Annotated in this window: 21 protein-coding genes; 8 read left to right on the forward strand and 13 right to left on the reverse strand. The window is 39.3% G+C overall.

Features of this window, described 5'->3' with window-relative positions:
* Positions 1–43 precede the first annotated feature (43 nt).
* The 4 genes from BJN41_RS00710 to BJN41_RS00725 all read right to left on the reverse strand — a co-directional run bounded on the left by BJN41_RS00710 (position 44) and on the right by BJN41_RS00725 (position 4,174).
* Positions 44–730 (reverse strand): RluA family pseudouridine synthase, encoded by a 687-nt coding sequence (locus tag BJN41_RS00710; protein ID WP_413772604.1) that lies wholly within the window; start codon positions 728–730, stop codon positions 44–46.
* 445 nt (positions 731–1,175) lie between these two features.
* On the reverse strand, positions 1,176–2,477 hold the full coding sequence (gene hemL / locus BJN41_RS00715; RefSeq protein WP_070152261.1) for a glutamate-1-semialdehyde 2,1-aminomutase: 1,302 nt from the start codon (positions 2,475–2,477) through the stop codon (positions 1,176–1,178).
* Between the two features lie 57 nt (positions 2,478–2,534).
* Positions 2,535–3,155, reverse strand: coding sequence for a thiamine phosphate synthase (gene thiE, locus BJN41_RS00720; RefSeq protein ID WP_070152264.1), 621 nt, complete (start codon positions 3,153–3,155; stop codon positions 2,535–2,537).
* A gap of 635 nt (positions 3,156–3,790) precedes the next feature.
* The gene (locus BJN41_RS00725) at positions 3,791–4,174 is read right to left on the reverse strand and encodes a DUF962 domain-containing protein (protein ID WP_019836693.1); all 384 of its coding nucleotides are present in this window, start codon (positions 4,172–4,174) and stop codon (positions 3,791–3,793) included.
* A 241-nt stretch (positions 4,175–4,415) separates the two neighbouring features.
* Between BJN41_RS00725 and BJN41_RS00735 the strand changes: the two genes are divergently transcribed.
* Both BJN41_RS00735 and BJN41_RS00740 read left to right on the forward strand, forming a co-directional pair.
* Positions 4,416–5,882, forward strand: a complete 1,467-nt coding sequence (locus BJN41_RS00735; RefSeq protein WP_070152271.1) for a CYTH domain-containing protein — start codon at positions 4,416–4,418, stop codon at positions 5,880–5,882.
* Positions 5,883–6,086: 204 nt separating this feature from the next.
* Entirely contained in the window at positions 6,087–7,553 is a 1,467-nt protein-coding gene (locus BJN41_RS00740; protein ID WP_070152273.1) for a CHAD domain-containing protein, read from the forward strand.
* A 105-nt stretch (positions 7,554–7,658) separates the two neighbouring features.
* Here BJN41_RS00740 and BJN41_RS00745 read toward each other — a convergent pair whose 3' ends face one another.
* Complete coding sequence (locus BJN41_RS00745; protein WP_070152276.1) at positions 7,659–8,291, reverse strand: hypothetical protein; 633 nt, start codon at positions 8,289–8,291, stop codon at positions 7,659–7,661.
* A 108-nt stretch (positions 8,292–8,399) separates the two neighbouring features.
* Between BJN41_RS00745 and BJN41_RS00750 the strand changes: the two genes are divergently transcribed.
* Together BJN41_RS00750 and BJN41_RS00755 are read left to right on the forward strand one after the other, a co-directional pair.
* Positions 8,400–8,801 carry a DUF3144 domain-containing protein gene (locus tag BJN41_RS00750; protein WP_019836689.1) on the forward strand — a complete coding sequence of 134 codons (402 nt, stop codon included), beginning with the start codon at positions 8,400–8,402 and terminating at the stop codon, positions 8,799–8,801.
* A gap of 136 nt (positions 8,802–8,937) precedes the next feature.
* Positions 8,938–10,002 (forward strand): amidohydrolase family protein, encoded by a 1,065-nt coding sequence (locus BJN41_RS00755; RefSeq protein WP_019836688.1) that lies wholly within the window; start codon positions 8,938–8,940, stop codon positions 10,000–10,002.
* 97 nt (positions 10,003–10,099) lie between these two features.
* On the opposite strand, the gene BJN41_RS00760 is transcribed toward BJN41_RS00755, so the two are convergent.
* The 3 genes from BJN41_RS00760 to BJN41_RS00770 all read right to left on the reverse strand — a co-directional run bounded on the left by BJN41_RS00760 (position 10,100) and on the right by BJN41_RS00770 (position 14,669).
* On the reverse strand, positions 10,100–12,892 hold the full coding sequence (locus tag BJN41_RS00760) for a M16 family metallopeptidase (protein WP_227515192.1): 2,793 nt from the start codon (positions 12,890–12,892) through the stop codon (positions 10,100–10,102).
* A 290-nt stretch (positions 12,893–13,182) separates the two neighbouring features.
* Entirely contained in the window at positions 13,183–14,004 is an 822-nt protein-coding gene (locus tag BJN41_RS00765; protein WP_019836686.1) for a PhzF family phenazine biosynthesis protein, read from the reverse strand.
* 104 nt (positions 14,005–14,108) lie between these two features.
* Positions 14,109–14,669: a M23 family metallopeptidase gene (locus BJN41_RS00770; protein ID WP_026438049.1), complete on the reverse strand. Its 561-nt coding sequence runs from the start codon at positions 14,667–14,669 to the stop codon at positions 14,109–14,111.
* 245 nt (positions 14,670–14,914) lie between these two features.
* Between BJN41_RS00770 and BJN41_RS00775 the strand changes: the two genes are divergently transcribed.
* Positions 14,915–15,700 (forward strand): rRNA large subunit pseudouridine synthase E, encoded by a 786-nt coding sequence (locus BJN41_RS00775; protein ID WP_019836684.1) that lies wholly within the window; start codon positions 14,915–14,917, stop codon positions 15,698–15,700.
* A 47-nt stretch (positions 15,701–15,747) separates the two neighbouring features.
* Here BJN41_RS00775 and BJN41_RS15765 read toward each other — a convergent pair whose 3' ends face one another.
* The 3 genes from BJN41_RS15765 to BJN41_RS00785 form a co-directional block, all read right to left on the reverse strand.
* Complete coding sequence (locus tag BJN41_RS15765) at positions 15,748–16,191, reverse strand: hypothetical protein (RefSeq protein WP_227515193.1); 444 nt, start codon at positions 16,189–16,191, stop codon at positions 15,748–15,750.
* 3 nt (positions 16,192–16,194) lie between these two features.
* Positions 16,195–16,974, reverse strand: coding sequence for a PD-(D/E)XK nuclease family protein (locus tag BJN41_RS15770; protein ID WP_227515194.1), 780 nt, complete (start codon positions 16,972–16,974; stop codon positions 16,195–16,197).
* Positions 16,975–17,087: 113 nt separating this feature from the next.
* Positions 17,088–18,791 carry a M61 family metallopeptidase gene (locus tag BJN41_RS00785; RefSeq protein WP_070152282.1) on the reverse strand — a complete coding sequence of 568 codons (1,704 nt, stop codon included), beginning with the start codon at positions 18,789–18,791 and terminating at the stop codon, positions 17,088–17,090.
* 204 nt (positions 18,792–18,995) lie between these two features.
* Between BJN41_RS00785 and BJN41_RS00790 the strand changes: the two genes are divergently transcribed.
* The 3 genes from BJN41_RS00790 to BJN41_RS00800 all read left to right on the forward strand — a co-directional run bounded on the left by BJN41_RS00790 (position 18,996) and on the right by BJN41_RS00800 (position 22,768).
* Positions 18,996–20,306, forward strand: coding sequence for a D-alanyl-D-alanine carboxypeptidase PBP6B (locus BJN41_RS00790; RefSeq protein WP_070152286.1), 1,311 nt, complete (start codon positions 18,996–18,998; stop codon positions 20,304–20,306).
* A gap of 283 nt (positions 20,307–20,589) precedes the next feature.
* Entirely contained in the window at positions 20,590–21,072 is a 483-nt protein-coding gene (gene slyD, locus BJN41_RS00795) for a peptidylprolyl isomerase (RefSeq protein ID WP_070152289.1), read from the forward strand.
* Positions 21,073–21,325: 253 nt separating this feature from the next.
* Complete coding sequence (locus BJN41_RS00800; protein WP_070152293.1) at positions 21,326–22,768, forward strand: cryptochrome/photolyase family protein; 1,443 nt, start codon at positions 21,326–21,328, stop codon at positions 22,766–22,768.
* 81 nt (positions 22,769–22,849) lie between these two features.
* Here BJN41_RS00800 and yaaA read toward each other — a convergent pair whose 3' ends face one another.
* Together yaaA and BJN41_RS00810 are read right to left on the reverse strand one after the other, a co-directional pair.
* Positions 22,850–23,629 (reverse strand): peroxide stress protein YaaA, encoded by a 780-nt coding sequence (gene yaaA, locus BJN41_RS00805; RefSeq protein ID WP_070152296.1) that lies wholly within the window; start codon positions 23,627–23,629, stop codon positions 22,850–22,852.
* A 428-nt stretch (positions 23,630–24,057) separates the two neighbouring features.
* Complete coding sequence (locus tag BJN41_RS00810; protein WP_004972981.1) at positions 24,058–24,423, reverse strand: hypothetical protein; 366 nt, start codon at positions 24,421–24,423, stop codon at positions 24,058–24,060.
* Between the last annotated feature and the right edge of the window lie 78 nt (positions 24,424–24,501).

Raw genomic sequence — 24,501 nt, forward strand, 5'->3', positions numbered from 1 at the left:
AAAAAGAGAGCCTAAAGCACAGGCTTTGCGTAATCTTTTTCGCTTAAAATGGGACTGGGCAAGTAAACTGTACACGTTGCTCAGTTTGTGGGTGCAGAAAACTTAATTCTGCTGCATGTAAACACAAACGAGGCATGAGTTGTTGCTGTTCAGGCGTGGCATACAACGTATCACCAATAATCGGATGACCTAAATATTGCATATGCACTCGCAATTGATGCGATCGACCTGTGATAGGCTTCAGTTGCACACGAGTCACGATTTGCCCCTGCAATTCAAATTGCTCCAATGCACGCCAATGCGTTAACGCAGGTTTGTTATGGGTTGCATCGGCAATGTGTAATGGAGGATGTGCAGGATCGTAGACCACTGGCACATCTACAGTGCCTTCACCTTGCAGTTGCCCTGCTACCAATGCCTGATAGGTTTTGTCGGTTTGGCGTTCTTGAAACTGACGCGAAATTTGTTTTTGCGCCCATTTCGTGAGTGCAAACACCAAAATACCCGAAGTATCACGATCTAAGCGATGAATCAGTAAAGTGCGCGGTTCAATTTTAACCAGACGACTGATCACACAATCTTGCAAATCTGCTGTTTTACCTGGAACAGTGAGTATCCCAGCGGGTTTATGGATTACCATAAACTCATCGTCACGATGAATCAGGTGTTCGCTTAGAAAATTACTCAATTTCAATTCCAGGCTTGATCGTGAAAATAAGGCGGCAATAATAAAAAGCCTGACACAGAATTACAATGTAAAATTTGCGAATACAAGATGAATTTCCCGATTTGCTTTGCTAAAACAAGTAATACGCTGAATTTTAAATCAGCCTGATTTTAGAAATGTGGATTTTATAGCATGCAGGAGGCTTTGCTGCATAAATATTTTTTTAGATACTGTTTTAAAGGTTTTTAAATTTGGATAGAAAAATACAATGAAATCATAGTGCAAGGTAGTTGCTCAACAAAGCTGTTCTGAAGCTATATCTTTAATGGCGGGAGCAAGTGAAGCAAGAGGATTCATATTTAGTTTGATCTGGCTATTTTAGTGTTTAACAAGACCCTGATCTAAGCCTTTGATATTAAATTGAAGAGCATGCTCTTCAATTTAACCTAAAGCATAGATATTGTGGAGATATCTATGCCTTTTAGGACTGTGTTAAGCAGAGGTCAAATTACGTCTTCATTTCCGCAAATGTGTCTTTTGCAGCTTGAATGGTGTAGGCAATATCTTCATCACTATGCGCAGATGAAATAAAGCCTGCTTCAAAAGCAGATGGTGCCAAGTTCACACCACGTTGCAACATTCCGTGGAAGAATTTACGGAAAGCATCGACATCGCATTTCAGCATAGAATCAAAACTGGTGATGTCATCTTGGTCAGTAAAATACAAACCAAACATCGCACCGACTTGTTGCGTCTTGAATGGGATACCTGCTTCATCTGCCGCAGCTTGTAAGCCTGCCAACAATTTTTCCAGTTTCGCAGTTAAGTTTTCATAAAAACCTTCGGCGCGCAAATGTTTAAACATTTCAATTCCTGCACGCATCGCCAATGGGTTACCCGACAAAGTACCTGCTTGATACACTTTACCTAATGGCGCAATACATTCMATGATTTCGCGTTTACCACCAAATGCACCTACTGGTAAGCCTGCACCAATAATTTTACCAAGCGTGGTCAAGTCTGGTTTAACATTATAATGTGCCTGAGCACCGCCCAAGCCAACACGGAAACCAGTCATCACTTCATCAATAATAAAGACTGAACCGTGTTCATCACAGACATTACGAATCTCTTCCAAGAAACCATCAATCGGTTTAACCAAGTTCATGTTGCCTGCAACAGGTTCAACAATCACCCCTGCAATTTCTGCACCAAACTTTGCAAAGCATTCTTTTAAGGTGGCGATATCGTTATACGGTAAAGTCAATGTATGTTTAGCAAAATCGGCAGGAACACCCGCAGAAGTTGCTTCACCTTCGCCACTGGTTAAAAGTCCTGAGCCTGCTTTGACCAAAAGCGAATCTGAGTGTCCATGATAGCAACCTTCAAATTTGACGATTTTGTCACGGCCTGTATAACCACGCGCCAAACGAATTGCAGTCATGGTGGCTTCTGTACCTGAGTTGGTCATACGAACCAATTCAATGGAAGGCATAATTTCGCAAATAATATCGGCCAAAGTCGTTTCATGCACTGTTGGCGCACCAAAACTTAAACCATCTTCAGCTGCAGCTTGCACCGCCTGGATAATGGCAGGATGGGCATGGCCTAAAATCATTGGCCCCCAAGAACCTACATAGTCAACATAGCGTTTGCCATCGACATCATACAAATAAGCACCTTTGGCTTTTTCAATAAATACAGGGGTACCGCCTACCCCGTTAAATGCGCGTACAGGTGAATTCACCCCACCTGGTATATGTTTATTGGCTTGTTTAAACAACTGTTCTTGCTTTGGAGATAAGCTCATGGAGGCACTCAACTTAAAAAATAAAATAAAATTAGCTGTCTGCTTTAAGCTTCTGCTTTAAGCTTCTGCTTTGAAAAGTGCAGACCAATCATAAACACGCTGTGCAACAGTATGCATCGGACGTCCTAATATATCACTTATCACTGCACATAAATCGGCACCTGCATCAATGACTGGCTGACTGTTTTCAACAGTTAAACCGCCAATCGCGCAAATTGGTACATTGAGTTGTTGCTTCGCCTGTGTGAGTGTGTCTAATGTGAGTGTACTTGCCTCTGGTTTAGTTTCAGTTGCATAGACTGCGCCAAAAGCCACGTAGTTTGCACCATCGGCAATGGMTTTTTTTGCCAATTCAATCGAGTTATTACAACTACGACCAATCAATACATCTTGAGGTAAGCGTGCAACTGCTTCAACAATAGAGCCATCCTCTTGCCCTAAATGCACACCAACACCATATTTCACGGCAGTTTCAAGATCATCATTAATCACAAATGGCACTTTGTATTGATCACACATCGATTTCATATATTCGATTTCGTATGCCTGCTGAGCTTGAGGCACATTTTTACGGCGATATTGCAACACCGCGACTTCATAAGTTGCCATCGCCCCTTCTAGTTTTGCCAAAAGCAGTTCGATAGGATCATCATTGGTAATCAGATATAAACCGCGCATAATCTCAGCCACAAATAATACAAGGTCTGCATTATTACATATTCAAGCGACATACGTCAGAACCTCAGGCTTAGCAAGTTTACTTATAGGGGCTCAATAAGCTTCTATTTTGTTTGGGTTTTATTATGTCAAAATGTTAAAAATACCAAATTCCAGTGATAGCGCTAAAAGCTAGATTTAGCTTTAATTGAACTGCGCAAAACAAGAACTGTAACCAGTTCAATAAGATATGGATCTTAAAATCCATATGGGTGACTACAGCGAATAACGACATATTTATGTTACCCATTTAGACACATGATCATTTGTGCCAGAGCGCATGTGGGGGTGCGACAAATGATCATGTGTCTATATTTTTATAACTTACTTTCAGTAATCTACTTACCATATATTCTTGCTTAAAGATGAATGATTTCTGATTTAACGCAACTTGAAATTTTTCGCATAAAAAAAGCCTAGAGAAAGGTCACTCTAGGCTTGGAAAGTCACAAACTTTTATTACTCAATTTGATGACACATTATTAGAATATTCACTCTATCATTTCAACAAAAAATTAATTTTATTTAAACATTTTTTATGAAAATAATCACATATCGCTTACTTTTTGCCTAAACGGTATAACTAAGCACTCAATTCAACTTGGAATTTTATCTTTAGCGCGATCTTGTAAACTTAAATGACCACGCAAAACATCGGCAAACATCCGCCAATCTGAAATAAAACTATACACAGGTTGTTTAAAACTGGCAGGTTTATTTTTTTCAAAGATAAAATGTCCAACCCATGCACAGGCATAGCCTGCCATCAAACCATACAGTATATATTTGGCTTTTTTCTGTCTTATGGCTTTGCTGACACAATATAAACCAATACTGCTGCCAACAACGTGCAAACGACGACTCATGATGTTGCGGTGTTCAGTTAAATAAAAACGGTAAAATGTTGAATAATCCTGAATTGGCAATTCAAACTTAGGCTCTGGAGTTGGCTCAAATTCGGGCTTTAATGCTGCGTTCATGTTCATCATCCTGATGTTTATAAATTTGAATTATTTTTGCTACGCTCAACGACACTTTAAACTAAGCCAAAATAAAAACCAAACACTAAAAAGCCAAGGTCAAGTCTTACTTCTTGATATATTTTGGTTACAATCAAACGCACTTTTGCAAAACCTTGGTTCTGCAATTTTCACAAATTTATAATACCAATTTGTTTGCCATTGCTTTGGCACTACATGCTTTACGTTCAGGATATTTTTCATGGTCGAAGTTGAATTAAAATTTCAAATTCCAGTCGCACGTCGCACTGCACTACTCAAAACTTTAGACCCGAAAAAATCGACCCAAACTCCTTTAAAAGCACGCTATTTTGATACATCTACACACAGCTTGGCACATCATGGCACGGCGTTAAGACTGCGTTTAGAAGGTGAGCTATGGGTACAAACTTTAAAAGCGGCAGGTCAAAGTCATTTTCATAGTTTTGAACATAACCATCCGCTTGCACCAATTGAAACTCCAGATACCCCACCACAACTTGATCTGCAAATTTATCAAAACATTCCCGAAGCACAACAATTGCTAAATCAAGCTTTGGGGCAAAATTGGGATCAGTTAAAACTACAGTTTGAAACTGATATTCAACGTACCTCACGACTGATGAGCGTTGGAGATACTGATATTGAAATCAGTTTAGATGTGGGCCACATTCGTTGTGCAGATGCCGAAGTTGAAGTACATGAGGTTGAATTTGAACTGAAACAAGGTTCAATTCAGCAATTACTGGCTTTTAGTTTTGAGTGGGTGAAAAAATTTCATTTATGGTTAGATGTACGCAATAAAGCTGAAATTGGACATTTGCTTTCGGTGCAGCAAAAAGTCAGCCCTGCGGCTCAGAGCAAAGAATTTCAATTCAGTAAAAAAGATCATGCAGACCAAAATTTACGCCTGTTAATTGCTCAACAATTACAGCATTTATTGCCCAATATTGCCGCAATTTCTGCACAAGTTGCCGAGCAAAGTCATCTTGATCAGGCACAGCTTGCTTTGCAGCATTTACAACTAACATTGTGCTTATTTAAAGATTGGTCGAAGCAATTAGGCGACAAATGGGCCATGCAAATTGCAGCATTTAAACAACATTTTGATCACTTGCAGCATTTAGAACACATGCAAGCCACACTCGGTGCGTTTTTACAAAACCCGACGACTGCAGAGAACCTAAAAAAAGATACCTTGTACGCCCAAGAAAAATTGGTCAATTTAGTCCGTTCAACGCAAAACGTACATCACTATTTAGAATTATTGATGTTTAGTTTAGACGTGAGCGATAACTCGGGTTTAGACTTAAAAACTGCCGCACAAAACACATTGCAACAGCAATATAAGCAGTTACATGAACAATTACAGCACAGTGATATTCACGATTTTGAAAGCTTAGATCAACTGGCTTTGCGTATTCAGGAGCTTAAGTTTAGCTTCCCGATTCTGACGCATATTTATGATGTCAAAAATTTGCAGAAATATAGTAAAGCTTTGAATGATGCCCAGTTTGCAGCTCAGGAATATCAAATATTGGCATCTTCTGCAGCATATATTCAACAAACTGAATTGGAAGCGAGCGACTGGTTTGTTTTGGGCTGGCTAACCGCAAAACAGGAAGTGTATGCACAGCGTTTATTAGAAGCGACTGAACAATTTATGGTGAGCCGTAAATTCTTAAAATAAGCTCCCTTAATATCCTCACAACAAACGCTAAAAATACTGCAATACAACGGCAGTCTTGTGAATATTCATTCGGCTGCTTTATCTTAAAAACTGAATACAAATTATTTTCTTTTTCAAGCTTTTGTTGACAGTTACCCCCTTGTTCATTTATAGATTTACACTATAGTAAAGAGAACTTTTCTTGTTTCATCGAGGGAATTCCCGATGTCTGAAATAGAGTTAAAATTTCAAATTCCACACAACTATCGTGCGGCATTTGAAAAAGCATTTAAAAAGAACAAACTGGTTCAACAACAACGCTTATGGGCTAAATATTATGATAGTCCTGAGCAGCACTTAGCCAAGCAACGCATTGCCCTGCGTCAGCGTTTAGAGGGTGATATTTGGCGACAAACTTTAAAAGCGCCTAGTCCACAACATTATGAACGCTTTGAACTTGAGCATGAATTAGGACATGATGCACCTGAACTGTGTGATTTGACATGTTATGAAAATCATAAACAAGCTCGAAAGATTTTAAAAAAAGCCCTGGATGGTTCAGAAGTCGATTTAAGCTTACAGTTCGAAACCGATGTTTTACGCTACAGCCAATTGGCGCATTATAAAAACAGCCAAATTGAAGTTGCTTTTGATTTAGGTGAAATCCGCCAAGGCAAAAATTCGGTTGAAATTTACGAAGTTGAGTTTGAACTGAAACAAGGTGAAATTGCAGATTTAATTGCCTATATTCAACCGTGGATTAAAAAATATCATTTATGGCTCGACACACGCAGCAAATCGCAGCGTGGCAATATGCTGTACAACAAAGAAACCATGATTCCTGTACAGCAGCAAAATACCTTGCAATTGCAACACCCCGAAAATATACATGAGTTGTTGGCGCAAATTACCCAGAATTGTTTGGCTCACTTGCTGCCAAATGCAACTGCGATTGCCAGTCAAGATTATGCCAGTGGGCATGTGCATCAAGCACGTGTTGCAATTCGACGTTTACGCAGCGCCTTAAAAATCTTTGCTGAGTATGATGCGCTGGCAAATCACAATTGGGAAAGTCAATTGGCTACCCTCTTTCAGCAGTTAGGTTCGACCCGCGATCAAGATGCTTTGCGTGAAAGTCTGATTCCACAACTTGAAAACGCAGGCTCACCTATTACTGAGCTACCCCCTACAGCATCTGAAAATATTGCGATTGATGCAATTTTCCGTTCACCGAGCACAACCTTATTACTGTTACAACTTATGAGTTTTGCACATTCAGCGGCGGTTACAGACGCAGAAWCAAAAMCATTGAAAAAAGTGTTACGTAAACGCTTGCAGAAATTGCATCAACAAATTTGTGATGATGCAGGTCATTTCCAAACCTTAGATGTGGACTCTAAACACCGCACGCGTAAGCGTGTGAAACGCTTACGCTATACCGTAGAATTTGTGAGCAATTTATTTGCAGAAGATGATGTCAAAACATATTTAAAAACTCTAAAACCATTACAGGAAACTTTAGGACATTTTAATGATTTGATGGTGGCACAAGGTTTATTCGAAAGTCATACCCAAGCGGAACCGAAAACATGGTTTGTATTGGGATGGATTGCGTCTGAAGAGCGTCATATTTCCATACAGATTGAACAGGATTTACAGCAGTTTGCTGAAAGTCAGCCTTTTTGGTCTTAGTTAAAATGTGATCATCAAATAATGAGCACATTTAAGCTCAACACCGATTCATTTCATGTTCAGCATTTTTATATTTAATCTTAATATTGCACACTTTCTAAAAGCTTAACGATATTTACCAAACACTTTCCATGTCTGGTTATCCGCTAAAGGGTCTTGATAACTGTCACTGCGCTGCTTACGTGGCTTATCGCGCGCATCGACCAGTTCAAAATGCGGTTCAACACTTAACACAATACCATTCACATAAAAACGGGTGCGCGTGTAATCACTTTGTCCATGTTGAAACACATAAGTACGCAGATCAATAAACTCACGATGTGCCACCAGTGCTGCACTTTCATCACTGTCTAACCAACGCTGCATGACTTGAATTTCCTGCGGTTCAAATTGCCCGCATTTTTCGATCAGGCTAGCAATTCCCCGAAAAGTTTTCGATTCTTTAGCACGGGTTTTATTGACTCGAATCCGATCGACATGAAAATAAAACAAGGGCAAGTTCAAATGACTGGGTAAATGCACGGCATCAATGACTGCATCTTGCATAAAAGGTTGAAATAAATCCTGTGCGCGTTCAATCAACCCTGTCCATTGCTTATAGTATTCTGCCACTTCTGCTCGTGTTCCATAATAAATCGGCAAGCCTTCAACATGTGCAAGTTGTACGGGTGGCCAAATATTTTGACGTAATAAAGCAATGTCACTTTTTAAACTTTGAACCGCAATTGCATCTTGCATCAACCACTCCAATTTTGCTTAGGCTATTTTTAGCTTAAGGCAAAGGTTTTGTTTCTGCAAGGCTTTGCCTATAATGAAACATTCAGATTTTTAGCTTAGGAACAATTCATGGTTCAAAAGATTGAAGCAACCGATGTAACCGAAGAAGAAGCATTAAATGCGGCTTTTTTTGAACGTGCCGATGAATTTATTAAACAGGCCAATGGCTTCTGTCATTTTGAAAAAGGCTCTACAGTAAAACCCGCTGAAATTCGTGGTCAGGTCAGTGCTGCCATGTTGTTCGCTACAGCGCGTTTTAATACTTGGGTCGCTGCCAATAACTTTAAAGATGGCAATGAAATGCGCGATGCCAAAGATCAGGTGATGTCGTATATTTTGCAGCAATTTCAAATGATGCTAGAAGATAACTACGACGAATACTGCGAACAGTTTGAAAACTATTTGCGCTTCCGTCATAACGAAGAGTTTCATACCAATAAACATGATCATTCACACGATCACGAACATTAAGTTCTGCATAAAAGCCCTATGGGGCTTTTTTAATGCGCTAGTTTTCCAATTTGTAGTTTTTCGATCAATACCCTTCCCTTTTGCAACGTGATGGCTTTGAATAGTGAAATAACAGCGTTATAAAAACAGGATGATTATGCAGAATCTAGGATTTGCACTTATTGATGCACATATTCATCAGTGGGATCCCTATAACACGCCGCACAGCGCACGGCTTGCTGTTAAGCTTTTGGGCAAGCATCCCAATTTGCTGGATAAAACCATTCGCATGATAAAACCAAAAACACTCATTGAAACTTTAGGACGCACCGAGCAGGTCACATCGCGCTATTTACCTGAGCATTATGCCCGTGACTTAGGTTTTTATACGGCTGAAAAAGTCGTGCATATTGAAGCCAATTGGCACAACCATAAAGGCAAAGGCGTAGTTGGTGAAACCGAATTTATAGAAAGTCTGGATTTTAAAAATAATGGTTTGGCTTTGGGCGCGATTGTCGCCACTGCAGACCCGCGCGATTCTAATTTTAAGAAAATTCTCAAATTACATCACAAAGCTTCTCCGCATTTTCGCGGAATTCGTAAAATGGCAGCCGTGCATGAAGATCGTGGGATTTTTGCTTGGGCAGACGAACCACACTTATATCGGAACAAAAAGTTTCTAAAAGGTTTTGAAGCTTTGGCGCAATATAATTTAAGTTTTGATGCATGGACGTATTCGACCCAATTGGGTGATGTCTTGGCATTGGCCAAACAATTTCCAGAAACTTCTATTGTGCTTGACCATTTGGGCACACCAGCAGGACTGTTCGGGCAAGTTGGCACACATACAGGCGTGACCAAAACAGCACGAGAAAATATTCTATTTCGTTGGCAAGAAGATATTGCCGAGTTGGCACACTGCCCAAATGTTTACAGTAAAATTTCAGGGTTATTTATGCCTGTTTTAGGTCATCAATTTCACTTGCAAAAACGTGAAGCCTCAAAACAGGAAATTATAGATTTAACTGCACCACTGATTCAGCATGCCTTACAAAGCTTTGGAATATATCGGTTGATGTTTGCCTCAAATTTCCCAATGGATCGGGTGAGCACGTCTTTGGTCAATTTAATTGATGCAACCAGTGATATTGTTGCGGCTTATCATCCAAATGCTTTGCAGCAAGTGTTTCATCATAATGCCAAACAGTTTTATCGTTTATAAAGCTTTAGCCAATTGAGCATGTAGACAAAGCTTACATACAACAAAAACGCATCAAAATAGATGCGTTTTTCTATCTACTCAAAATTAAATTGAATCTTTATTTAGACTGCGGCTTTAACGGCAGCACCTCAACATTGGCTTGACCATATTGATCTGCTGCTACTTCAAGCAGATGCTCCAAACGTAAATATTTCTGAATCACAGCATCTACATCGGCTTTAGTGAGTTTTGCTAATGCTTGATCACGTCGTTCACGATAGCGTAAATCACGACCTTGTTCTAATTGTGGCACCAACATACGGTGGATACTGCGTTCATCTTCCAATGCAGTCACACGCTTTTTCAAAATATCGGCTTTTGCAGCTTCCACTTCTTGCAAACTAACACCATCACGGCGCAAATCCTGCAACACTTTATGCACTGCCTGTGACACTTGAGCCGACTTGCCTGCACTGTATTGCGCAGAAATACTGAGCGCACCCGATGGTTCAAATTCACTTAAACTCAAACCACTACTAAAACCATAAACCAATGCATTTTTTTCACGTAATTCTTGCGCCAAACGTGAAGACAACTGCGATTCGCCCAAAATATAACTCAGCACCATCATGGCAGGTGTGTCAGGATGATTCAGGCCCAAAGGTAAGGTCAATAAACTTTGATAACTACCAAATTCGCGCTGTTCTGCTAATACATGCAACTTTTTCGCAGGATATGCCGTATAGGCTGAATCTAAGCGTTGATAGGCTTCCGTATTACGCGATTGTCCTAAACGCTGAACTAAAGTTTTTTTGATTTGTTTCGGATCAAACTCACCTGTAATGGCAATATGCGCATGATTCATAGCAAAAAATTGACGATATAACTGCTGCACCTGCGCTTGAGTTGCAGCTTGTAATTGTTGCTTCGCAAATTCAGGCTCGAAGTGATAGCGTAAATCGCCTTGCGGGTAAATTTCAATTAAACGCGCCATAGTCAAAGCTGCTACAGTTTCAGGCTCGGTATAAGGTCGTTCTAAACTGGATAAACTTTGAGATCGAATTAAATCAAACTGACTTTGCTCAAAACTTGGGTTTTGCATGACATCTAAAACAAAGTTAAAAAAAGCATTAAACTTTTCTTTTTTTGCCACAATTTGAATATGAATCGCATTGGCATCGGCTTGGGCAAATGCTGAACCACCTGCAGCAATTGACTGATCGGCAATGTCTTGCAAGCTATGCTCTTGAGATGCACGCAGCAGCAAATACGCGGTTAAATCTAAAATTTCGCCCTGCTTAAATAATGATTGTGCCGTACCAAAATTCACCGAAATGGTGGCATAAGTTTTATCATCCCGTGTTGCAGTTGGAAATAATGCATATTTGGCACCATTTTTTAAGCTGCCACGCTGAATCTTTTTTTCATTTTGAATCAAAGCTTGTTTAGATTTTTGCACATAGTCTGTCACTTCTTGCTGATAACTTTGCACATCTTTCAAAGGTGCAACAGGTGCATCTTGCTGGTCTAAAGTTTTTGCTACATTTGGATTATTTTTTGCTGTGAGTGCCTGTTTTTGATCTTCAGGTGTGGGTTGAATATCGCCAATGACCCGATGCTGTGCAGTGAAAAACTGTTTTAAACGCTGATTCAGTTCATCTGCATTTAACTGTTGAATACTATTCAAATCACGCCAATATTGTGTCCAATCACCCTGATACGCCACAGCATAATCACTCAAGCGACCACCCAAAGCCACCGCATCATTCATCACACTGTCTGCCTGATTTTGAATCAAGTTTTTCGCACGTTGTAACTCGGCATCATTAAAGTTCTTTGCCTGTTCGATGCTTTGGTTCAAGCCAGCTTGTACTTGCTTAGCGTCATGATTGGGCGCATACAACGCCCCCATCAGCACCAAATTAAAATCTTGATCTAACCAAGTGCTGGACTGCACCATCGTACTTTTGCCTGTTTCTACCAGTGTTTGATACAAATGCCCACTCGGTTGCAACGTATGTAAATAAGGTGACAGCACCAAAGCGGTTTTGATCTTTTCGTCATTGCCATTTAAATACAGATTAAACTTGGCCAGTTGACTGCCCTTTTGCACCACAAAATTACGTTGCTGAATTTTATTACTGTCTAATCGTGGCACCTGTACCTGTTTGGGAATTTGCCGTGCAGCAATTGGACTAAAATGTTGATCAATTTGTTTTAACACCGCTGCCTGATCAAACTTGCCTGTCATCACTAAAATAGCATTATTAGGCGCGTACCATGTGCGGTAAAATTGATTTAACTCCTGCATTTTAATGGATTGTAGCTCGTTTAAATCGCCAATCGGTAAGCGTCCAAAATACTGATTGCCATAGGCCGATTTCCACACCTGATCTATCAAGACTGAAAACGGTTGATCCATACGCACTTCACGTTCACGCTTTACAATCGCAATTTCGGCAGGCACATATTTTTCCTGCATGACCAACTTATCCATGCGTTCCGCTTCAAGATAAATCATCTCATTGACTGCGCGAGTTTCAGGACGAATGATGTTGGTGTATTTAGTCGAATAATAGTCGGTGCTGGCATTGTGCATTAAACTATATTGATCTAAACGGCGCTGAAATTCCTCGGCAGGTACATTTTCTGTACCTTTAAATGCCAAATGTTCCAACAAGTGTGCCAAACCACCTTTGCCTTGGGGATCATTCAATGAACCCGTTAAATACACCATATTCATAAAGACTTTATTTTCTTTTTGATTGGGTGCCAAAATGACTTTTAAGCCATTATCAAGTTGATATTCTTGTATTTCTTGCTGAGATTTTACTAAAACTGGCTGGGCGAAAACCACGCCATTGAATGCCAGTACACATAAAGGTAAAGTGAGGGTTGTAAAACGTAGCAACTTCTTTTTCCCGATTAATTTCATTCTATTTTTGATTTGCCATCGAAAATGGCAATTTTCAAATTGAGCGCAACAGCATACCAAGCTGCGATTAAAGCAACCGTAAAAATTTGCAAAATATATGATTTAGACCAAGCAAAACGAGCAAACTACTCTCATCTCAGCTTTTTTTCCAATATAAAGAAAGATGAAAACTCAATATGACAAAAATAAAGTAATGATCAATCGTAAATTTGACTAAGCATTTGATCAATTTTAAAGCATGAAAGAAGTCTAATGCAGTATCTAGTTTAAATCATGATTTCGCCCTGCAAATATAGCTGTGCATAACCTGAAATTTCGATACGACCATTAGGTAAAATTTTGCAATACAGTACGCCACCTCGGGCTGAAGCCTGATAAGCCACAAGTTCAGTTTGCTGCAATTTTTCTGCCCAAAATGGTGCAATTGCAGTATGAATTGAACCTGTAACAGGGTCTTCTGCCATGCCCATAGCAGGTGCGAAATATCGTGATACGCAGTCATACTGTGCATTTTTAGAAGCAGTAATCGCTACATCAACACTCGACTGTGCTGTGATAGCTGTACGCAATTGTCCCAATTGTTTTAATAATTCAAGATTCGGCTGTTCATCTAGCACATCTTGTACCGATTCATATTCCACAATATAAGCTTGCGCATTGATATAGACATTTTTAAATGGTTTAGTCAAAGCTTGGCGTAAAATATCGGGATAATCTTCAACTTCCTGGGCAGCGCGTATCGGGAAATTCATGCAAATTTTGCCATCTTGCTGTTGCTGAACTGTAAAAATTCCCAGATTTTTCACATGAAATTGAATTGTCTTTGCCTCGGTAAAATCCTTAAATAAAACAAAGCTGCTAGCAAGTGTTGCATGACCACAAAAATCGACTTCTGTTGTGGGGGTAAACCAGCGGATTTCAAAGTTTTCCGCATCTATCATTTTGACAAAAGCGGTTTCGGACAGATTATTTTCCAATGCGATATTTTGCATTAAATCATCAGCTAACCATGTTTTACTCACAAGCACGGCGGCGGCATTGCCTTTAAACAATTCATGGCTGAAAGCATCAACTTGGTAAATTTTCATGATTAAATGGTTTGTCCTAAAAATAATGACGGCTACCTAATATAAATAGGCTTGAAACATAAATGCTAAAAATATGTGATATTTATAAAATATTAGAGCTGAGGTTAGCGTGAACTTGCTAGTAAATATGGATAAGGATTCACAGCCCCATGCCCGCGTAAATAAATGCCATAATGCAAATGTGGCGGCGTGTTTTGGGCATTGCCTGACGTGCCAACAAAACCAATGACTTCACCAGCTTCTACCCAGTCTCCCACATGAATATGTTCGGCATAATCATCAAGGTGTGCATAATAATGTTGGCTTAATGCAGGCCCAGTAATCCAAATGACTTTTCCACCTAAGCGGTCTAAACCAATTTTATGCACAATGCCATCTGTCGCCGCAATGACGGCTGTCCCACGCACCGCAAAAATATCAGTCCCCTGATGCTTTCGCCCTTCACTGCGTGCTGCACCCCAGGTATCTTGTATTTGAGCAATATTCACACCTTTCACTGGAATTTGTAGTGGAGTCACTGTGAGTTCAGTTTGTTGCAATTTCCAATATAAATACGGGGTTTGAATTCCTGCAGACTCGCCAGACACGGGTGGCTGACATGCACAGAGCAAAGCTAGCATTGAAAAGCTAAAGATTAGTATAAAGCACCAACGAGCTTGTTGCATAACATCCTAATTTATATTCATACACGTTTATCTTAATTTTATGCATTATAGATGCCTAGTCTGTTTCTGTAGTTTAATGCATACACAAAAAAATAATTGTCTTTAAGCAATACTTTCCCCTATTCTTATCGCATAATAGACCCATCTCAAACGCACTGTATTTGCGATTTAATTGGAAATCGCCCGTTTTTCCTTTTAAATACTCTCAATTTTCCCAATTTGTTGAATTTAAAGAAGCATTTCTTATGAAAATCGTCATCTTAAATAAACCATATGACGTTCTCTCTCAATTCCGTGAAGATGAAAAACATCTCACCATGTCGGCTTTTGTAGATGATCCAGACTTACGTTTAGCTGGGCGTTTAGATATGGATTCGGAAGGCTTGGTATTTTTGACTGATCATGGCGGCTTGAATCAGTTTATTACCAATCCAGCCAATAAAAAATACAAAACCTATTTGGTTCAAGTCGATGGTGATGTCACTGAAGATGCCTTAGCACAATTGCGTAAAGGCGTGGAACTGAAAGATGGAATAACTTTGCCTGCGCAAGCGTATAAAGTTGATGAGCCTGAATGGTTGTGGGAGCGTGATCCTCCTGTACGTTTCCGTGCTTCTGTACCTACTTCGTGGATTGAAATTTCAATTTGTGAAGGTCGCAACCGCCAAGTACGTCGTATGACGGCTGCGGTTGGTTTTCCAACTTTGCGTTTAATTCGTACCAAAATTGGTTCAATTGATTTAGTGCAGTTGGGTTTACAACCCGGTGAAACCAAAGAAATTGAACCGTTGTTGTATCCTGATTTTAAAGATGTGCCCGCTGCTGAACCGTATCGCTCGCGTTCTTATGTGAAAAAACCTGGTGGTACGGGTGGCAAGCCAATCCATCAAAAGAAAAATAAAGATGGTACGCCTAAGAAAAAATCAGGTACGCCACGTATTTGGCAAATGGAAGAAAGTGAAAAACCACGTCGTAAGACCAATGGTACCACACGTCCTAATACCAAAAGCCGTGGACGTCGGGCGCGTTAAATAAAAAGGAATAAGCTCACTCATTATGGTGGGCTTATTCCATTATTTTAAAGGAGTTCAGACTCTAGTATTTGAATATACTTTGGTAAATCCTGCTCTATAAGTTCACGAAACTTTTCAGTCAGAATTTTTCTCAATTTTTCTGTATCCCCACTTTCTATAAAATCACCAATATCATTTTCAGACAAAATTAATTTCTGAAATGACTGATGCCATTTAGGCTGTAAATTCTTGTCAACACGATTAAAAAAACTTTTATGTTTGCGGTATATTTCAAAAAGCCTTTCACGAACTTCTTGTTCACCTACTCCAATTTTTAAATCAAAATTAACAACATGATTTCTTATATTGAACTCATACAAATAAATAGTATTATTTTCTAAATTTCCATGCTTTGGAAATAGACCTTTATCCTTTAATTTCTCAATATTTTTATGCAAAAATATTGGTTGAAAGCGGACATAAGTTTTATTACTGTTATAAGGTAACAATAACTACTCTTGCTCGATAAGTTCACGTAAAATATTTCCAATTTCACTTGTATCATTTGGCGTACTATATTTAAAAACTAAATCGAAAGCAGACTTATATCTCTTATAGAGTTTTTTTGCGATATCTTCAATTTCTTTATTTTCATTCAACATAGATTTTAACGTCTGTAAATATTGCTCAAGAACAAATTTGGTTTTTTCAGCCAAATTAGCTGATTGTTTTAGGATTTTTTGTTCAATCAGCTTACTAATATGACCATAATTTAACTGAACATAATGTTTTGAATCCTGATCATTAATATTTTGATCTTCCAAAGACAAATAAATATAAATCTTATGTTTATAATCAGGATAACTTGTTTCAATAATATTTCTATATTTTCTAAGCTGACCTTTTCCTTCTCCAGAGTATATTTTATTTTCAATCATCATACAAAATTCATTCTTTTTAGATAAAAACAATAAATCTATATTTTGCATTTCTCTATGAATTACGAGGTCATCAAAATCTAAGTGAACAAAATCAAAAACAGATAAACCTGACTCATTACCTAAATTTTGAAATTCATTTTCTTTAAAATATAATTTTATAAACTCTTTTAATACAAAATCTCCTAATTTATGAGTTTCTGCAGGATCAAACAGCCATGCTAAAAAATTTGAATGCTGTAATTCTCTGTGTGAAACTCTTAAAATTTCCATAAGATTGACTTCTTCATTTACTAAATTCTGCAAACTATTGAAGTCATCATCTAATATCAGCTCTTTTAACTGATATTCCACCTCATTTCTCATAATTTAAGCCTTGGTCCCTCTTAAGCATTACACTTAGTTACTTTCTTAATATTTTTATTAAAAGTAAACCGATGCAAAAGCATCGGTTTACATTTTTATGATCAGCCTTTCAACCACTGCTCTACTTTTGCCTGATCTGTAACATTTAATACCACTTCTGGCAATTCAATCTGCGCAGCATTTAGCTCAAGAGCCATCAACTCATCACGGCGGAAAGCATGAACAGTATAAATTGCATCCTGTTTGGCATATCGCTCAAGGGATTTTACCGTAGCTTTTAAACCATCAATCGCAATAATCACATCATGCGCAGAAAGCCCCGCTTTTACCGCTGAACCCTCACGATGGGCAGCTTGTACCAACACCCCTTCAGGTTTATCTGCCAATTTTAAACCAAACGGCAAAGACTTATCCTGTTTTAGCTGATAATCAACGCCAAATTCAGGCAATAACTGATCGAGCGGCAATTCATCAGTCGTGTTAATTAAATGATGGATTTGCTCCGACCAATCATCTCCTGTCAATTCTTTACATAATTCAAAGATAGTGCGCTCATGCACTTGAATGCCCTGTTGCGCATTGGCATACAATTTCTGCATTAAGGCATCTAAGCTTGAACCACGTAAGCGCAAGCCCAAATCTAAACATAAAGCCACCAAACAGCCTTTATTATAGTAGCTGGTTCCTGCATTGTTCGAGTTTTCATCTTGACGATAGAACTTAACCCAAGCATCAAAACTGGATTCTGCCACCGTTTGAATCGCACGACCCGGGTTTTGCAAATAACGATCAATCTGAGCTTTGAGCAGCTCCAAATAAGCCGCTTGATCTATCACACCGCTGCGTAGCAATAACAGATCATCGTAATAAGACGTAAAGCCTTCAAAAATCCACAATAGTGAGGTATAGCCTTCCTGATTCAGGTCATAATTCACAAAATTTTCAGGACGAATGAATTTCACCAACCAACTGTGAAAATACTCATGGCTGCACAGACCTAAAAAGCGCTGATAATCTTTAGAGGGTTGTTCAGGCTCGTTAGCTTTCGGTAAATCATCACGCGGTGTAATTAAACTGGTACTGTTCGGATGTTCTAAGCCACCATAGCTATTGCCTGTTGCCATGGTCATAAAGGTATAGTTTGCAAATGGCGCAGAACCAAACATAGCAATTTGTGTGGCACAAATTTTTTCAATATCTTGCTGCATACGTGCAGCATTCATTGCATGTTTACCCGAAACCACAAATTCATGTGGAATATCTGCTGCGGTAAAACTAAAACGAGTTTGTTCTGCCAATTCAAACGGTGCATCAATCAATTCGGCATAGTTTTTGGCTTTTAAGGTATAACGCCCTTTTACCAAACTTTTTGCAGTCAAACCTGTTGCAAGCTGAAAATGCTTCAGCTCATCTGGTAAAAATATTTCAACTTCAATGGCTTTGTCTTCTTGTCCATCTAAGCCCAAACAGGCACAGGCAGGATTGACATATAAACGCGTCTGATCGACATAAGCGCCACGCACCGACAAATCATAAGCGTAGACATCATATTCCACCGTAATCAATTCATGATCGGTATTAAATAAGCGCCATTTATTCTTTTCAAATTTCTGAATTTTGAGGATACGCCCTGCTTCATCATAAGCACGGACCGATTCAAGATGTTTGGAGAATTCACGGATTAAATAGCTGCCTGGAATCCAAGTAGGTAGTGATAAAACCTGAGTAGGATTAGCCAAAAAACGCACGGTGACATGCATAAGATGCTGACGATAATCGTCAAATTCGATTTGATAATGCAACATAATGGGCAATACAAAATGTATAAATAAGAACTTGACCACAAGCTTAACATTTTTTTAGCAATTGATGCGTCAAGACGAGATTTGTCTGCATTTATGGCTAGCCAACTGCACAAAAAAGGCATAGCATGCGCTAGTCTATTGACATTGTTTTTGCTGCTTAAAACCATTGTGACACCAATGGATTGGTGTAAATAAGGAACCTCTTTGAAACGTGTTATCTATCTGATTGCGCTGCTCTGTTGGCTATCCAGCGCAATCACGCATGCCGCATTATTGAATATTCAAGCTGAAAGTGTAGAAGCCGAAGCATGGGCAATTTTAGACCCACAATCTGGGCAAGTGATTGCAGAGCACAATAGTCACGTACAACGTGCACCTGCTTCACTCACTAAAATGATGGTGGCTTATATTGTGCTCAAAGATATTCAGGCAGGTAAATTAGACCGAAATGAAATCTTGACCGCAACACCTGTAGTACAGCAAGTGATGTGGGATGAATCACAAATGTATCTAAAAGCAGGTGAACAGATTTCGATAGATCAACTATTGGCAGGTTTAATTATTATGTCTGCTAACGATGCTGCACTCACTTTAGGTGAACGTGTTGCAGGTGGTGTGCCGCAGTTTATCGCCCGAATGAATCAGGAAGCGCAAGCTTTGGGCATGCAAGATACACATTTTCAGAATCCATCTGGTGTGACTATGCCTAATCATTATTCTTCTGCGGCAGATATGGCACGTTTAGCACAAGCGATAGTGACTGAAACACCCGATTATTTGGCTTATTCAAAACAAACTAGTTTTACCTACAATCAGCACTTTCACCGTGCGACCAATATATTATTAAAACAAGACCCAAGTGTAGATGGGTTAAAAACAGGCTACACCAAAGCTGCAGGCTACAACCTTGCTTTAACTGCAAACCGCCCAACACTGGATAGTGCTGCACCTGAACGTCGTTTAGTGGTGGTGGTGATGGGAACTAAGAGTGCGCAAAAACGCGCTGAAGTGGCACATCAATTATTAAATTTAGCCTATAGCTATACCCGTAATGAAGTCGCGATTAAACCCAAACAAATGATTGCAGAATTGCCTGTAGTGAAATCGACCTTACGCATGTTCAAGATTGAAAGCAGTCAGCCAAAGTTTGTGACGACATCGCTGTATGAACAGCCACATGCAATTAACTTGTCGCAGTTCGATCAAAGCACTCAACGTCTACAACTTGTGAATGCACAAGGCGAATTAGAAACACTTGAACCTGCACAGCGTACACAAACGCATGTCAATATTGAATTGTCTGAAAAATTGCTGACTGCGCCATTAGCACAGGTCATGAAACTGGCAACCGTACACGTTTATCAAAATAACCAATTGATTAACAGTTTTGCGATTGAAGAACAGGTCAACATTGTTGAAGCCAATATTTTTGAAAGAATCATGATGTGGTTTGGTAGTTTGTTTAATTTCTTTAGCCATCAACCTGTAGAAGATGAAAAAACTTCACTCGGTTAGAAGCCGATGATCCTCAAGAATTAAATATCACCAAGATGGGCAATGTCCCATCTTTTTTATTGTCATCTACACATCATGCAAAGAGCTTAAAATGAGCCTGCAGTAAAATCTGCAAATTTATAGGTATGACGCATAAATTTGCATTGAAATTATAAAATTTGCCCCGATTAACTAAAAAATGTCATAAAAAACTCGGAAAAGTGAAGAATTTGCAGAAATGTCTATAACAAATTCCACGTTTCACTTTATGATGTACCCTTAAAAAATTGAATGGATCAATAACATGACTGCTATTGCAAATGACCTCGTGGTTTCTTTCCACTACACATTGACTAACGCAGAGGGTGAAACTCTCGACAAATCTCAAGGTGAACCACTTGCCTATTTGCATGGTGCAGGTAATATCATCCCTGGTTTAGAAAAAGCGTTAGAAGGTAAAGCAGTAGGTGAAAAATTTACTGTAAACGTACCTGCAGCTGAAGGTTATGGCGAATACAACCCAGACTTAGTACAAGAAGTTCCTGCACAAATGTTCCAAGGTGTAGACAACATCCAAGCAGGCATGCAGTTCCAAGCGCAAACTGATGATGGCGTTCAAATCGTAACTGTAAAAGCAGTTGAAGGCGACAACGTAATTGTTGATGCAAACTTCCCACTTGCTGGTCAAGATTTAACGTTTGAAGTTGAAATCGTTGAAATCCGTGAAGCTTCTCAAGAAGAATTAGATCACGGTCACGTACATGGTGCGGGTGGTCATCACCACTAAGATCAGTAACGATCGAAGCAAAAGGCAAAGTATTTTTACTTTGCCTTTTTTGTTTGTCATTCTAAAATTTAGGATAAGCACATGACTGAAAGATCCTTTCAGGCAGACTATTGAGGAAAGATCATTACAGAAAAAATCAACACAGCCATTGTCGTTTTATTGGACAATTAAACCCTTCGCATTTAAGACAATTTTACCCAGTCATGCTTATAATGAAGTCACCTTTCTAGCGACCACATCAAGCATTCTTCCCATGCAAAACTATAATTTAGTTTGGTTCCGACAAGATTTAAGAATTTCAGATCACACCGCGCTTTGGCATGCTAGCCAAGCAGGAGCTTGTATTGGCGTGGTGATTCTTTCGCCTCAGCAATATCGTTTACATCACGATGCGCCGATTAAAATTGACTTTTACTTGCGTCAATTAAATGCACTAAAAGACGAACTCGCACAACTCAATATCCCACTGATTGTTCAAATCACGCCATCTTGCGCTGACATTGCACAAACGCTGCTCCAACTGTGTCAAACATTAAAGGACACACATCCAATTCAAAATATTTATGCCAATATTGAATTGGGAGTGAATGAGCTAAAACGTGATCTTGAAGTTCAACAAGCCTTGAACCAACACGGTCAGGACTTGGTGTTGTACCATGACCGCACGCTTTTTCCTGTGGGTACGGTGCGCAATCAGAGCATGAAACCGTATCAGGTATTCAGCGCATTTAAAAAATATGCCTATCAACAGTTGAATGTCAGTATTCCGCGTTGCTTTCCTCAGCCGCAACCACAACTACCCATCCAACTTCCTAAACAATATCTCTCTAAAGTGCCAAGTTTAGAACACTTAGGTTTCGACCCGCTTCCAACGGCACAACAAAATTTATGGGCAGTCACGGAACAACATGCACAGCACTTGTTGGATGATTTTACACGTGAACAAATGCACGATTATCAGCAACAACGTGATTTTCCTGCGTTGTCTGGTACCAGCCAATTATCTGCGTATTTGAACTGTGGCATTCTCTCCATTCGGCAATGTCTAGCTGCGGTTTTTGCGCATTCACAAGGGCATTTTCATCTCGAAAATGCAGGACAACAAACTTGGTTAGATGAATTACTTTGGCGTGAGTTTTATCAACATATTTTGTTTGATTATCCCAAAGTTTCCAAGCACCGTCCTTTTAAAGATCAGACCGCACAGGTGGCGTGGCGCAATGATCCTGCAGGTTTAGCTGCATGGCAGCGAGGAAAAACAGGCATCCCCATTGTGGATGCGGGGATGCAACAACTTTTGCAAACGGGCTGGATGCATAATCGAGTCAGAATGATTTGCGCGATGTTTCTGTGTAAAAACTTGTTGATTGACTGGCGCTTGGGCGAACAGTGGTTTATGCAACATTTAATTGATGGCGATTTGGCTGCCAATAACGGTGGCTGGCAATGGTGTGCCTCAACTGGTACAGATGCAGTGCCCTATTTTCGAATTTTCAACCCAGTGAGCCAATCACAAAAATTTGATCCTAATGGTGATTATATTCGCACATGGCTACCTGAACTGGCACATTTGGATGCAAAAAACATTCATGAACCGTATGCGAAAAATCCAAATCTAAAACTGGATTATCCTCATCCAATTGTTGATTTAAAACTCAGTCGTTTACGTGCCGTTGAAGCCTTTAAACAGCTTTAAGTCATACTAACATGAGATTTGTCAGCCTCTCCCATCTGCCATTCGTTAGCATGATGGGAGATTTAACGATTAAAGCAACAGCTAGGCTGCTTGCTCGTCACGTTTAAAGACCAATTCGCCTTTTAAAGAACTGTCTGCATCGAAGTAATAACCTTCACTATTGAAGGCTTTTAACTCTTCTGCGCGTTCCAACTTATTTTCGATGATAAAACGCGCCATCAAACCACGGGCTTTTTTGGCATAAAAACTGATGACTTTATATTTGCCATTTTTCTGATCTAAAAACACAGGTTTAATAATTTCAGCCTGAATTTTTGCTTCCTGCACCGACTTATAATATTCATCGGAAGCTAGATTCACCAATAATACTGACTGATTGTGTTTTAAATCTTGGTTAATTAAATTGGTGATGATATCGCCCCAAAAACGATACAAATTTTCACCGCGCGGATTATACAATTTAGTGCCCATTTCCAAACGATACGGCATCATTAAATCCAATGGACGCAATAAGCCATATAAGCCAGATAGCATGCGCAAGTGTTGTTGAGCAAACCCAATCTCTGCAGCAGATAAACTATAAGCATCTAAGCCTGTGTACACATCACCTTTAAAGGCAAACATGGCCTGACGTGCATTAGCAAGATCAAACTCTGCTTGCCAGTCACGAAAACGCTCGACATTCAAAGTGGCAATTTTTTCACTGACACTCATTAAACTGGCAATTTCTGTAGCAGAAAGTTTACGTGCTACATCAATTAACTCTTGTGAATGTTCAAGTAATCTAGGTTGAGTATATTCATCGCTTGGTAATGCAGTTTCATAATCTAAAGTCTTGGCTGGAGAAATTAAAGCGAGCATAAACCACCTAAATAAAAAAATACTGCGCTCACTATAGCAGCAGCTTTCAACAAACTCCAATGCGTGTTTTTGTTTAACCCTATCGGAAAAACACGTTGCGTTGTGCTTCCTGACGATGATCTCATAAGATCAATCCTACGTAGATACTGAGGTACTTTTATTTCAGCGCATGCTTTTAAAAACATTGGTTCTCTTTAATCAGTTGATGTTATTTATTACAGTACTTACAACTTTTCTCTAGGCAATAAAAAACCCACTTAACTCTCCCAAATTAAGCGGGTTAATAAAAATTATTTTGTTGTATTGTTCTTGCTGCTTAATATACGGTTGCGATGTGTCATTTAGATGACATTTCAATAAAAAAAACGAATGATTTTGATTTAAAAATCATGTATAGATTTTAAACATCCAACACATATCGTCCTAGTTTAACCTTTCCACTCAAATTCACTAAAAGATTGGTCTTCTTTCAGAGTATTTTCTACCGCTTGCGCCAATTGATTTAATAAACTTTGCTCTGTAATCCGTTCTAGCCAGTCTTGTTCTTCATTCGGGTATGAAGTAATTTCACAAACAAGGTGTCCATCCTCACCTCGGCTTTGACAGTTCACAGCCAAAGGCAGCGCATGTTGATCTACACTTACAGCGACTTGTGCACCACTCTGCGGCAACGTTTGAAAGCCATAGTGAGATAAGTTTTGTGAAAGTAAATTCGCCACATAATTCTGTGCCAAAGTGCAATCTTGTAACTCTTGTTTATTTTCACAATTTGCCATAAATTTTAATTTGCGCATGCTCGAACCCAAAGGCTTTTTTCTTGTATGGGTTTAGCATAAGCAATAAAACGCAAACAGCCAAGCAAAAGCTTGGCT

Origin of the sequence: Acinetobacter towneri (assembly GCF_001758345.1) — a bacterium.
Classification (GTDB): domain Bacteria; phylum Pseudomonadota; class Gammaproteobacteria; order Pseudomonadales; family Moraxellaceae; genus Acinetobacter; species Acinetobacter towneri_A.

Bases quoted from the DNA above. Each gene is read 5' to 3' on its own strand.
- BJN41_RS00770 (WP_026438049.1), bottom strand. From the start codon at position 14,669: ATGCAACAAGCTCGTTGGTGCTTTATACTAATCTTTAGCTTTTCAATG.
- BJN41_RS00800 (WP_070152293.1), top strand. From the start codon at position 21,326: ATGCAAAACTATAATTTAGTTTGGTTCCGACAAGATTTAAGAATTTCA.
- BJN41_RS00725 (WP_019836693.1), bottom strand. From the start codon at position 4,174: ATGAACGCAGCATTAAAGCCCGAATTTGAGCCAACTCCAGAGCCTAAG.
- BJN41_RS00810 (WP_004972981.1), bottom strand. From the start codon at position 24,423: ATGCGCAAATTAAAATTTATGGCAAATTGTGAAAATAAACAAGAGTTA.
- BJN41_RS00745 (WP_070152276.1), bottom strand. From the start codon at position 8,291: ATGCAAGATGCAATTGCGGTTCAAAGTTTAAAAAGTGACATTGCTTTA.
- yaaA (WP_070152296.1), bottom strand. From the start codon at position 23,629: ATGCTCGCTTTAATTTCTCCAGCCAAGACTTTAGATTATGAAACTGCA.
- BJN41_RS00785 (WP_070152282.1), bottom strand. From the start codon at position 18,791: ATGTTGCATTATCAAATCGAATTTGACGATTATCGTCAGCATCTTATG.
- BJN41_RS00775 (WP_019836684.1), top strand. From the start codon at position 14,915: ATGAAAATCGTCATCTTAAATAAACCATATGACGTTCTCTCTCAATTC.
- BJN41_RS00765 (WP_019836686.1), bottom strand. From the start codon at position 14,004: ATGAAAATTTACCAAGTTGATGCTTTCAGCCATGAATTGTTTAAAGGC.
- BJN41_RS00755 (WP_019836688.1), top strand. From the start codon at position 8,938: ATGCAGAATCTAGGATTTGCACTTATTGATGCACATATTCATCAGTGG.
- slyD (WP_070152289.1), top strand. From the start codon at position 20,590: ATGACTGCTATTGCAAATGACCTCGTGGTTTCTTTCCACTACACATTG.
- BJN41_RS00750 (WP_019836689.1), top strand. From the start codon at position 8,400: ATGGTTCAAAAGATTGAAGCAACCGATGTAACCGAAGAAGAAGCATTA.
- BJN41_RS00735 (WP_070152271.1), top strand. From the start codon at position 4,416: ATGGTCGAAGTTGAATTAAAATTTCAAATTCCAGTCGCACGTCGCACT.